Below are 12837 nucleotides of genomic sequence, written 5' to 3'. Positions count from 1 at the left end.
GATCAGTCCTGAAGCTCGGCGCTGATGGATCGGATGCGAGGCAAAACGGCCAAAAAGGCATCCACCAGTTGCGGGTCAAAATGCGCGCCTTTTTCCCGTTCGATCAACGCCACGGCTTTGTCACTGGGCCAGGCCTCTTTGTAGGGACGTGCTGACGTGAGAGCATCATAGACATCAGCAATGGCCACAATGCGCCCCGACAAAGGAATGTCTTCGCCTTTCAAACCGTGCGGATAACCTTTGCCGTCGTATTTTTCGTGATGGGTCAGGGCAATCTCACGGGCCATTTTCAAAAGTTCGGACTGGCCATTGGACAGAATTTCACCGCCTATTTCGACGTGCGACTGCATCCTGGCATATTCATCGTCATTAAGCTTGCCCGGTTTGAGCAAAATGGTGTCCGACACCCCGATTTTGCCCACATCGTGCATGGGGGAGGCAATGCGGATCAAATCACAATATGCCTGATCCATGCCCAATTGTTCGGCAATGGCCTGCGCAAACAAGCTCACACGGCGTACATGGTTTCCGGTTTCATTGTCGCGGTACTCCGCCGCCCGACCCAGCCGATAAATCATTTCCAGCTGCGCGGTTTCCAACGCTTCGGTGCGCTCGCGCACCTTGGCCTCGAGCGTTTGATTCTCCTGCTGCAGACGCTGGCGCAGATGCCAGTTTTCCAGATGAATCCGCACCCGTTTGAGCAACTCGGTTCGGTTAAACGGCTTGGTAATGTAATCACTGGCACCGTTTTCCAGCGCCTTGATGCGACTGGTTTCGTCCGCCTGGGCCGTCAGCATGATCACGGGAGGAAACTGGGCTTTGTCCAGCATTTGCTGCATCAGCGACAGCACCGCGAACCCATCCATCAACGGCATATTAATATCCAGCAACACCAAGTCATACGCATGCTGACCAAAATGCTGTGTCAGCTCCAATGGTTTGGTGACCGACACGATGTGGTCAAACCCCGCAGACCGCAACGTGGCGTCAATCAGTTGAATATTGGTGACATTGTCGTCCACCACTAAAATACGGGAGGCATCCACTGCCGCCGAAGTGTCTGTCATGTCAGCCTCCTTGTGATGGCAAACCACCAGAGCGATTTGCACGGGTCGGGTGGAAAATTCTATCAGAAAATAACACAATCTGATCAAAACGAATTAAAAATCCAAATGGCATACAGATCTCCCTCAGGTTTTCAACGCCTGCTCAAACAGGGGCTGCGTGGCATGAGGCCGCACCACAACCGATCCCGGTTTCTCAGGCGCCCAAGCGCAATCGCCTGTCACCCAGAACTCCCCTTCCAAATCGGACAAATCTGTTTGCAACGCCTCGCAAAAATCCGGAGACGTCACAATCATTCGGGTTGAATGGTTTTCGCCCAAAAACGTTTTCAGCGTGGGCAGATCTCGAATCACTTTGATCCGATAATCCGATTTCGCCGCTTCCATCCAGGGCCGAAAGGACTTTGGATCGGCGGCGGCAAACACAACCCAATCCGATGGCTTAGAATTTTCCGGTGCTTTCGTTGCGCTGGACGTCGATGCAGGGGCCTGGGGCAACCATTGGCTTAACACCTGACAGAGCGCCGACGATTCAATCGGTTTGCTCAAATGGTCCTTCATGCCCGCTTGCAATGCTTTTTGCCGGTCTTCCACCATGGCCGCCGCCGTCAAGGCGACAATCGGCACCTCCGGCTGAGAGGCCAAGATCCGGCGAGTGGCTTCATAGCCATCCATGCCCGGCATTTGAATATCCATGAAAACCAGATCATAGCGATCGCCGTCCTGCACCGCTTTAAGCGCCTGTTCGCCACTGTCAACAATGTTCACGCTCACGCCGCGTGAACGCAACTGCTCGGCCACCACTTCCTGATTGATCGCGTTGTCTTCCACCAACAATACCGTGCCGGCAAAACGCTCCGCATGGGCGTTCACGGTTTTGGATTGGGCTTGCCAGTCGGCGAGCGCCTGCGCATCCGCCTGAGCAAACGGCACACTGAAACAAAACGTCGAGCCCTCACCGCTGATACTTTGGAGCTCAATCTCACCGCCACCCATGGCCTGAACCAACTGCTGACTGATCACCAGCCCCAGCCCGCTGCCACCAAATTCACGACTGATGGAAGTATCGGCCTGACTGAAGGCCTGGAAAAGCCTTTGCTGTTGCACCGAATCCATGCCAATGCCGGTGTCTTCAACCTCAAAAACCAGCCAATCCGTTTCCTGTTCATGCGTGCGTCGCGCCACGGTCAAGGTGACACGCCCTTCCTGGGTAAACTTAATGGCATTGCCCAGCAAATTGGTCAGAATTTGACGCAAACGCAAACTGTCACCCCAATAAGCCTGATCCAATGGCGGGTCCATCACGACCTCAAACCGAAGTCCTTTCTCTTTGGCTGTCGGCTCGAACAGGTCTTTCAGCTGGTCCACCACCTCCGTCACCGAAAACGGATGCGATTCCAGTGTCATTTTTCCGGCTTCGATTTTGGAAAAATCCAGAATGTCATTAATGATGCCCAACAAAAGCCGTCCCGACGCATCGATTTTACGCAGTCGATCCTGAACCGCACCAAGGGTCGCGTCGCTTTGCCCCAGTTCGGCCAGCCCCAGAATCGCGTTCATGGGGGTGCGTATTTCATGACTCATATTGGCGAGAAATTCGGATTTGGCCTGGTTGGCTTTCTGCGCCTCCTGGCGTGCCGCCATTAACTTCTGGCGGTTCAGCCGCAGACGACGGTTGAGCCAGGCAAGCACAAAATACCCGATTAATACCACCACCAGCAACGTGCCCACCGCGATCAACGTCCATTTGTGCTGACGCCAGATCTCCTTAAACGTCACCGGCCGTTCCACATCAAACGGCGGCATTCGCATGTCCCGCAGCAGCGTCTCCAGCCCCAAGTAATCCTTGGCGGGCACAAACCCGGCAAACCCAAGTGCCTGCATGCCCGGATCGTCTGCATCCAACCCAAACAAAGCCACGGTGAATTTCTTGACGGTTTCGGTGTCCACATGCGCCAGCGCAAAAAACGGCCATTCCGGCACCAGCATCGAAGACACCACAAACGGATAAGCGCTCAAATCACGTGAATGGATGACTTTGAAATCGCTCATTGCATAGCCTTTTTCAGCGACCATGTATTCCAGAATGCTGGTACGCACGAAGCCCGCATCGGTCTGCCCGCTCATCACCGCTTCCACCACCGCATCATGGTGACCGACTTCTTTAAAATGCAGGTCATCCACCGCAATGCCCGCCTTAAAGAATTCATAAACCGGCACCCGAAATCCGCCTGCATGGTGCGTGGAAGGCACCGCAATCGTGGCCAAGGTCAAATCCGCCAGCGAGGTATAATTTTCACCAGGCCTGGTGAAAACGACTCCGCCCAGGCTGCTGACATTCTGCCCCTGGTGAATCCGCTCGACCGTGGCAATGGGTGAGGCAAGCGCGTTCTGATGCCGGATGATCTGGTAGAGACTGGGATTGGTAAATAATAAATCCAGCTGGTTTAATCGCACCGCTTCCAGCATTTCCGGCTCGGTCAACAGTTCGTATTCCAACCGATAGCCGGGCAACTGTTTTTCGAGGTGACGCATCAGAGGCCGGTATTTGTCTGTCAGCATCGTTTTTTCCTGATGCTGAAAAATGCCGATGCGGTAGACGCCATCGTCGGCCGACGCCTGTGGTGGCCACCACAGCGCCACCCAACCAAACATGAGCGCACACATCGCACCCACAGAACGCATGGCCTTGAGACGCCTTGCCTCCGTTTCAGTCTGGCGACGACTAAGCATCCCGGCTGGCCTCCGCCCCATGAATCACCACTCGGTTCCGACCCTGATCCTTGGCCTCATACAAGGCCTGATCCGCCTGCTTCAGCCAGGCCTGGGGGTTGGTGACCTCATCCACCCGGCCGGCAATGCCGCCCAGACTGATGGTGACATGGTCTGCGACCGGTGAATAGTCATGCGCCAGACCCGTGGCTTCGACCGCCGCGCGCAATTGTTCGCCCACTTTTCTCGCACCCGCCGCATCGGTTTCGGGCAACAGCACCACAAACTCCTCCCCGCCATAACGCGCCAGAAGGTCGCCGGGGCGTTTGAGGGCACTTTGCATCACGCTCGCGACTTTTTCCAGCGCTTCGTCGCCGCGTCCATGCCCGTAATGGTCGTTGTAAGGTTTGAAATGATCGATGTCGATCATCATCAGGCCCATACTGGCCTGATCGCGGTGCAGACGTGCCAGCTCCTTCGGCAGTGTCTCATCCAGCTGTCGTCGGTTGGGCACCTGGGTCAGCCCATCAATGTGCGACATTTCTTCCAGCATGTCGGTGCGCTGTTTGAGCTTGAGGTGATTTTTCACCCGCGCCATCACCACGGGGATTTTGAACGGTTTGGCAATAAAGTCGACAGCTCCCATCTCAAAGCCTTTGGCTTCATCGGTTTCCGAATCCAGGGCGGTCACAAAGATGACCGGAATTTCCTGCGTCTCAGGGTTATCTTTCAAGCGACGACACACTTCGTAGCCATCCATGTCCGGCATCATGATGTCGAGCAAAATCAAATCAGGCACGGGGCCCTGATGCACCACTTTGAGCGCCGCTTCGCCGGAATCGGCCACTTGGACCGCGTAGTCCGACTTCAGGGCATTGGCCAACACCTTAATATTGGCTCTGGCATCGTCCACCACCAGCACTCTTAATGGGGCCGTCGGCTGCTTCACGGTGGCCGTATCGCGTACATGCTGAACCACCGCTTGATCGGTCTGATCCCGTCCGGTGGCTTCGTTGGGCAAATCCAACCATTTGCTCACCACCTGGGTAAAGGCGTCCCACATAATCGGCTTGCTTAAATGGGCATTCATACCCGCCGCCCGCGATTTTTCACGGTCTTCGACCATGGCCGCCGCCGTCACGGCGATCACCGGCACACCGGGTTGAAACTGACGGATTTTACGAGTGGCTTCATAACCGTCCATGCCCGGCATCTGAATGTCCATCAGCACCAGATCAAATGATCGGCTGCGACTCAGCGACACCGCCTCTTCACCGTTATTGGCGGTCACATAGTCCAGCCCCATTCGTTTCACAAACGACGCCACCACTTTCTGGTTGACCGCATTGTCTTCCACGATCAAAACACGATGCTGGCCCGGCTGAGATGGTTGGCTGGCCTCTTGGATCAAACTGGCTTCCTGTGCCTTATCACAAGGGCACACCGGCAACGTGACGGTCACCTGGGTGCCATGACCTTCCTCAGACTGCAACGCAATGTCGCCGCCCATGCGTTTGATCAATTTCTGGGACATAGCCAGACCGATGCCCATGCCCGAACTCTGACGGGTATTGGACGCATCGCCCAATGCAAACTCTTCAAACAAATGTTCTTTTTGAGAGACAGGCATGCCAACGCCCGTGTCGGCCACCTCAAACACCAGATTCACGGTGTCACCAAATGCCTGATGAGACACCGTCAAGCCAATGCGTCCTTCAAAGGTAAACTTCATCGCATTGCTCAACAAATGCGCCAACACTTGCATCAGACGGTCCACATCGGTGACATAACAGGGGCTTCCCAGCCCATCCTTGATCACCTGAAAACGTAAACGACGGGCTTCAATCTGAGGCCTGAACAGGGTTTCGAGGTTTTCCAGCAACGCATTGAGGTAAAAGGGCTTTTCATAAATAGGCAAATCATCCGATTCAAGATTCACCATGTCCAGCAGGTCATCCAACTGTCGCAGCAAGAGACGGGCGGATTGGTTGATCTGGCGACTCATGGTACGAATTTCGTCCTGATCGTCTTCCAGCGGCATCAGTTCACTCAACCCAATAATGCCGTTCATGGGGGTGCGTAATTCATGACTCATATTGGCCAGAAAACGTGATTTGGCCTCGTTGGCCGCCTCGGCTTTTTCTTTGGCCTCGACCAGATTTTGCTCCATCTCCATGCGCTCGGTGATGTCCCGATTGATCCCAAACAGACCGATCACCGTCTCGCCGTCCTCGGCAAAAACCGGCCATTTGCTCGCCTGCACCCAGCGCTTTTCACCGTCCGGCTTCATGTAGGGGGCTTCTTTGTTCAACAACGGTCTTTTATGCGTCATCACCCACTGTTCATCTTTGGCATAGCGCGGCGCATAGACCTCCGGAAAGACCTCGCGGGTGGTTTTGCCGATCAGATCACGCCAGGAGTCAAACCCATTAATGTCCGCCACCGTCTGGGAACAAAACTCAAACCGGTGCTCGGTATCTTTAAAAAAGACAAAATCAGAGGTATTTTCCAGGAAAGCCACAAATTTCTTATTCAATTCATCCAGTTGGGCCTGGGCATATTTGAGCACGGTAATATCGACGCCAGTGGCCACCACACAAGCCTCTCCGTTAAGCGAGGCCTTCGTCAACTGAATCCACTCCCAGCGCTCTTCGCCGGAACGGCTGCGTGTCTTCCACTGAAACTGTTGACGACCGTGATGCATGACACGATGGATCCATGCGACCGCTTCGGCTTCTGAATAAGGCGGCTCACCGAGCGTGCAGGCTTTTAATTCCGCCTCCGAACTGCATTCATAAAATTGCCAAGTTCGTTCATTGGCTTGTAGAAGCGCGCCGGTTTCTGGGTCGTGCACTCGAATAATCGCTGGCGACTGTTCAAAGAATGTTTCCAGTAATTCCTGATTATGGCGTCGCTCACGCTTTTCCCTTCGCCACGCCACAAACTGGCCGGCAAACGCCAGGATCAAGACGGCCACCAAAGCCGAAAACCACCAGGCCTGGTCGGTTTTGCTCTGTTGCAGCTGGAGCACCTGTTCATCCACCTGTGCTTCCAGCATCGCCTGGTAACGGGCTTCGGCGTCATCCGGCATCGCTTGAGCATCCCAGGGCACAATCATTGACAGCAACAGGGAGCGTGCGTCAAATTCATAGGGTCGGGAATACACCAGTACGCGACGCGTCTCCCCCGTAGCCAGTTGATGCCGGAACACAAAAAACTGCCGTCGTGCCTGCTCGGCCGCCTGACGCTCGGCCGCCACCTGTTCAGCCGTGAACGTATTGATTTGCTGAATGCGCATGGCCGTCAGAGTGTCGTGGTCATAACCATAAAACGCCACCGCCTGCTGGTTGGCCTCGACCACAGCACCGCTGTCCGGATCAATCAGCAACATCGGCAACGGGTGACGTTCAAACACCTGTTCAAACGTCGGGGCCGCCGCTTGCGCCCCACACAAAGCCAAGCCAAGCCATAGGACCACCACGCGAACACTTTGCCAACTCAAACCATTCATATTCATTCGCCATCCTGATCAAGAAAGAGACTCAGGGCCTCAGCGGCCTGTTCAAACTCAAACGCGTCCAGACAGTCATTCAACTGCGTTTTAAGCGCGCTGACTTCCGGTCCGGGCAAACCGGCAAAATGCGCTTCCAGGTCGGATTCATCCAGAAATTCATTGTGCTGTATCTTTGACAACAACGCTTGCAGACGCGCGTGCTGCTCACCGGACAGAGCCGATGCGTTCGTCGGTTGATGCGAGACCGCTTCCCCGGCGGAAGTCGTTGCGCCAGATTTCCTCTCCGCCAGAGCAGCTCGGGTCGCCGCCAGCGCTTGAGCAAACGCCTGAATGACATCTGAGTCTGGTTTACGCAGCGCTTTCAGGGATTGATCAATGGTCTTGCTGATTTCAAACAAACGCGTCAAAGCCAGATTGCCCGCCACCCCTTTCAAGCTGTGGTTCAACGGCTGGATTGATTGCATGCCTTGCGTGTCGTCGCTCTGCAGCGCCATCAGATCTGTCGCCAAAGAGGCATAATCATCGGCCAGTTGTTGAGCCACATCCTGCAACAATTTGTCATACAGCACCTGGTTGCCATTCAATTGAACCAGCCCTTTGCTTTCATCCACTAACGGCCAGTCTTCGGGGTGAACCGAAGGCGTCAGGTCCGCCGAAGCGGGGGCTTTCGAGTTCATAGCGGGCCCCTTCAATGTTTGACCAGGGGAGGCAGACAGAAAACGGGTCAAGGCTTCATACAAAGCACTCAACCGCAGCGGTTTGCCGATGTGTTCATTCATCCCATGGCTCAAGGCCTTGTCCCGGTCTTCGACCATGGCCGCCGCGGTTAATGCGATGATGGGCAGGTCATCCTCTGTCCAACCCGATGCACGGATGCGCCGTGTGGCTTCATAGCCATCCATTTCCGGCATCTGAATGTCCATCAGCACCAAATCAAATGCCCCTTTGTCAACGGCCTCAACCGCTTCCCTTCCATTGGTAACCAGCTCATAGGTCAGCCCCAACTGGTTTAGCTGCGCCTTGGCCACCTCCTGATTGATCGGGTTGTCTTCCACCAACAGCACATGCCCTGTCAAGCGCGTCATCTCTTGGAGATCATCTGCCTGCTCCGCCTGGACCTTGTCCAGATCAGAAGGGATCAGGGGCAGGACAAAACCAAAATGGCTGCCCACGCCGAGCTGACTCTGTACTTCAATCCCGGTTCCACCCATGGCGCGCACCAGCCGTTCGCTGATCACCAGACCCAAACCGGTTCCGCCATGGGCTCGGGTGGTGGACGCATCCGCCTGCTGAAACGGCTGAAACAATAACCGCTGCTGGTTGACGCTCATGCCGATCCCGGTGTCCTCAATGCCAAAATACACCCGAACCGAATCAGAGAGGTCCGCATTGGCATGAACGCTTTGCGGCTGAACACTTAAGGTCACCTGCCCGGTTTCTGTGAATTTGATGGCATTGCCCACCAGGTTGGTCAGCACCTGCCGCAAACGCATGCTATCAGCCTCGTACACCGGACCCAGCTGATCACTGACGTTCACGCTCAACCGAATGCCTTTTTCCTTTGCCATGGGGTTAAAAAGGTTTTGCAGATTTTCCACCAGCTCGGTCAGGTAAAACGGGGCGGGGGCCACCATCAACTTGCCGGCTTCGATTTTAGAGAAATCCAGAATGTCGTTGATGATCCCCAGTAACTGACGCCCGGAATGGTGCACCTGATGCAGATAATCTTTCAGTTGCGCCGGGTCATCGGTCAGATCGCCCAATTCGCTCATGCCAATGATGCCATTCATGGGCGTGCGAATTTCATGGCTCATATTGGCCAGAAACTCGGATTTGGCCTGGTTGGCGATTTCCGCCTCACGCTTGGCATCCTCAAGCTGGGTCTGATAACGCTTGACCTCGGTGATGTCGCGAAACACCCCCAACAAGTAAACATGCCCATTGATGGTGATTTTTTCCACCGTTACATGCACATCAATGATGTCACCGTTTTTTCGGCGGTGCTTGGTTTCAAAGTCATCCCGGCCATTCATATGAATGGCCTCCGCATGCTGCCTGACTTCTTCGGGATTTTCCATCACTTCAAAGTCAAAGATACGAAGCTCGGCATATTCTTCGGCGCTGTAACCCAGCTGTTGGTGGGCCTGGTCATTGAAACGCGCTGGCTTGAGTGTCTCGGCATCAAACAGGGTGGTCGCATCCGGATACAGCTCAAATAGGGTTCGAAAATGAGCTTCGCTTTCTTCCAGCGCCTGCTGCGTTCGCTTCTGTTCATCAATGTTCGTATGCGTGCCCATCATCTTGATGGCTTGACCACCGTCATCAAACTCGGTGTAGCGCCCTCGCCCCTCAATCCAGCTATAACCACCTTCGTGATTTCGCAAGCGAAATTGCACAGCAAAACTTTCATACTTGGCAATCTGTCTTTGCACTTCCTGCATCATCCAGGGCTGATCGTCCGGGTGCAGCAGATTCGTAAAACGACCTTCGGTCAAGGCGAACGCATTGGGCGCATAACCCAACTGAGTAAACATCTCATCGGACCAGATAAGTTCGTCTGTTTTCAGATCCCAACTCCACAAACCAGTCTGAGAAGCCTCCATGGTCAGCCGGTAACGTTTTTGCGCTTCTTCCAACGCCAGCTGCTCACGCTTACGCTCGGTGACATCAAAAATATAGCCATGCCACAAAATGGAGTTGTCTTCCAGCTTTTGTGGCTCGGACTGGCCGCTAACCCAAATCGTCTGCCCAGACGGCAGCACCACACGGTACTCTTGTTGCCAGGTACAGAGCTGTTCGGCAGACGCTTGAATGCTGGCCACCACCGTTTCTCTGTCATCTGGATGGATGGCGGCAAACACTGCATCAGCAGAAACTTGCGCCGCCTCCGGCGTAACGCCGTAAATGGCCTCGAGTCCTCGCGTGGCATAAGGAAAATGGCTGCGCCCATCCGGATAAAGACGATACTGATAAAGCACACCCGGCACGTTTTCAGCCAGCTTGGATAATTTCTCTTCGGCCTTGTGGGCGTCATCCACGTCCGTATGGGTGCCCACCACGCGAAGCGGACGACCGGTTTCGTCCCGAGACATGACCCGCCCACGATCCAGCACCCAAATGTACTCACCACTTTTGGTTCGAACCCGGTGGGTGTTTTCATAAAATTCGGTTTCTCCGGCAAAGTGCCGGTTCAAGGCCGCATAGGCCGCTTCCTTATCATCGGGATGCACCCGGGAATCCCATTCAGACAAATCCGAACCGACTTCGTTTTCGTCATACCCGAGCATGGCTTTCCAACGCGGCGAGAAATAAACCCGATCGGTGGTCGCATCCCAGTCCCACACGCCCTGTTGAGTGCCTTCGAGCACGGCACGCCATCGCTCTTCGGAATCGGACAGGGCCTGCTGTGTGGCAATCAGATCGGTCTGATCAAGCAAATAGCCATAGATTTCTTTGATTTCACAGGTTTCGGTATAGGCCGGACGCGTGTAGTCGTAGAACCAACGCACCTGTCCCTGATGGTCGATCAAACGATAATGCTGTTCCCAGTAAGGGCGTTTTTCTGCCAGAAAGGTGGTTACTTCCTCCCCGACCTTGGCCAGATCATCCGGGTGAACCAATTCGGAAAAAGGCCTTTGGTCCGCCATCAGGGCGTCGGCTTCATACCCTAAAATGCTCTGCACATTGGGGGTCACAAATTTTACGGGCCACCCCTCTTCCAGCGCCCAGACAAACACCACCACCGGACCGCTGGCAAACAAATCGGCCTCGGCTTTCAGGCGCAAAGCCTCATCCTGAAAGCGCCGATGCCAGCTCTCAAACACCACACTGACCAGATCGCGCTGATGCAGCACAGCCAGGACCTGTGTCGAGTCGCTGACCACCAGATGTTTGATTCGTTGGGCCCGGGCGAAACTGAGTGCGTCACGCAAAGAGGTATCAGGCGGCAGGGTTTTCAGCGGTTGACTCATAAACTCACGCACTGGACGCGACCAATTCGCATCCTGTTCCAGCGAGCGAACGACCTCGCTCTGAGTGAGAATGCCCAGCGGTTTTTTCGACGTTCCGACCAGCGCGGCCGAATCCACATGATCCTGCAGACACTGAAACGCCTCTTGCATGCTGGCCTCCGGCGCCACAAAAACCGGTTGATGCGATTGCAAAAGCTGTTGAATCGAGCGTGTTTTCGCCACGGTTTCCGGGTCCAGGCTTGCCAGCAGATCCGAATAACTGACAATCCCCACCAGGGAACCGTCGTCATCGGTCAGACATAAATGATGATCCGGATGGTGTTTTAACACGGACAGGGCATCGTGCACGTGATCGGTGGGCGCCATGACCGGCACCGCGTTTAATGACACCTCAGCCAGGGGCGTGTCAAAGGCAATGCCCTGCAGCTTAAAATCGATCAACTCACGCGGTGTGACGATGAAGTAATGGTTCTCGGCATCGACCACAATCACATCGCGGATGTTGTGCGCCTGCATCAGTGCGACCGCGTCCTGAATGGTATTTTGAGTGCTCACGGTCACAACCGATTGGGTTGCAATGGCCTCAAGTCGGGGAAAATAGTTCATCAGCCGGATCCAAAAAAATCAAAAAAAAGCAGCGGAGAGACGGGAGGAGGCATAAAGACGGTCTGTCAGATTTGTTCATTGAATCCTAGGGCGGTCACTCACCCCTGTCAACCCGGCTCGTCAAAAAAACAATCGAATCTTGCGCTGCCTCATATTCTTCTCTCTTACCTTCATATTAATCTTTTTTTTGAACAAATCGAACAAAAAATATTAAAGTTTTTCTTATCGACCCCAAAAAAAGTTCAATCTCTGATCGCTGGGAATCAACCGAAAAGACCGCTAAGATACAGGGGAATTTGGTGGATGTAGACGCACATTCCCAAGCCCCCTCGGCAGATAAACGGGCGTCATAAAAACAGATTTGATTACGTTTTATGAACAATTTTCACGCCATCCATTCCGGCGACACATTGACCATCACCCTGCCCCGCTCATTCAACATGGCCTCTTATGAGGCCTTCAATACCGCTTACCAAGCGGGCAAGGGAACAACGGAATATTACGTCCTGGATTTCGCCCAGACTCACCATCTGGACAGTGCCGCGCTGGGCTTACTGTTGCTATTGCGTGAACACCTTGACGGTCAGGGGCAGAGGATCAAACTGATCAATCTTTCTGAATCGGTCGAACGAACGCTCCATACCGCTCAATTTCAGACTTTATTCGACATTCCCGAACTGTCAACACAGGTATAAGGTGAGTCTCTGGCCGACTTCAGACACAAAACTCACGCCATTTGCCCACCAGGGCCCAGCGTTTACTCGCCCCATGAATTCAGTTCATCAACGCCATTGGAAAGTCGCCCTGTTATTTAGCCTCTGAAACCCTTATAATAAGCGCCGCTGACCACGCGCCCATAGCTCAGCTGGATAGAGCGTTGCCCTCCGGAGGCAAAGGTCGGGGGTTCAAATCCTCCTGGGCGCGCCATTTTTATTAAAGGGTTGCATCGCCCTGCCACCGTCAACACCAC

At 54.3% G+C, this 12837-nt stretch carries 5 protein-coding genes and 1 tRNA gene; 2 read left to right on the top strand and 4 right to left on the bottom strand.

All coding sequences use genetic code 11. The features are described 5' to 3' along the window. Positions 1-2: 2 nt before the first annotated feature. The 4 genes from AVO41_RS03080 to AVO41_RS03065 form a co-directional block, all read right to left on the bottom strand. On the bottom strand, positions 3-1067 hold the full coding sequence (locus AVO41_RS03080) for an HD domain-containing phosphohydrolase (RefSeq protein WP_068582371.1): 1065 nt from the start codon (positions 1065-1067) through the stop codon (positions 3-5). A gap of 123 nt (positions 1068-1190) precedes the next feature. Further along, positions 1191-3797, bottom strand: coding sequence for a PhnD/SsuA/transferrin family substrate-binding protein (locus tag AVO41_RS03075; protein ID WP_160326779.1), 2607 nt, complete (start codon positions 3795-3797; stop codon positions 1191-1193). Beyond that, entirely contained in the window at positions 3790-7293 is a 3504-nt protein-coding gene (locus tag AVO41_RS10595; protein WP_082676465.1) for a response regulator, read from the bottom strand. Before AVO41_RS10595 ends, AVO41_RS03075 begins: the two co-directional genes overlap by 8 nt. Beyond that, positions 7290-11867 carry a PAS domain-containing protein gene (locus tag AVO41_RS03065; protein WP_068582365.1) on the bottom strand — a complete coding sequence of 1526 codons (4578 nt, stop codon included), beginning with the start codon at positions 11865-11867 and terminating at the stop codon, positions 7290-7292. Before AVO41_RS03065 ends, AVO41_RS10595 begins: the two co-directional genes overlap by 4 nt. A 374-nt stretch (positions 11868-12241) precedes the next feature. On the opposite strand from AVO41_RS03065, the gene AVO41_RS03060 reads away from it, so the two are divergent. Further along, on the top strand, positions 12242-12562 hold the full coding sequence (locus tag AVO41_RS03060; protein WP_068582363.1) for an STAS domain-containing protein: 321 nt from the start codon (positions 12242-12244) through the stop codon (positions 12560-12562). Positions 12563-12717: 155 nt separating this feature from the next. Continuing rightward, positions 12718-12794, top strand: a tRNA-Arg gene (locus AVO41_RS03055). Positions 12795-12837: the final 43 nt, after the last annotated feature.

Origin of the sequence: Thiomicrospira sp. WB1, from assembly GCF_001507535.1 — a bacterium.
Lineage (GTDB): Bacteria > Pseudomonadota > Gammaproteobacteria > Thiomicrospirales > Thiomicrospiraceae > Hydrogenovibrio.
This window is presented reverse-complemented; position numbering and strand designations above follow the sequence as displayed.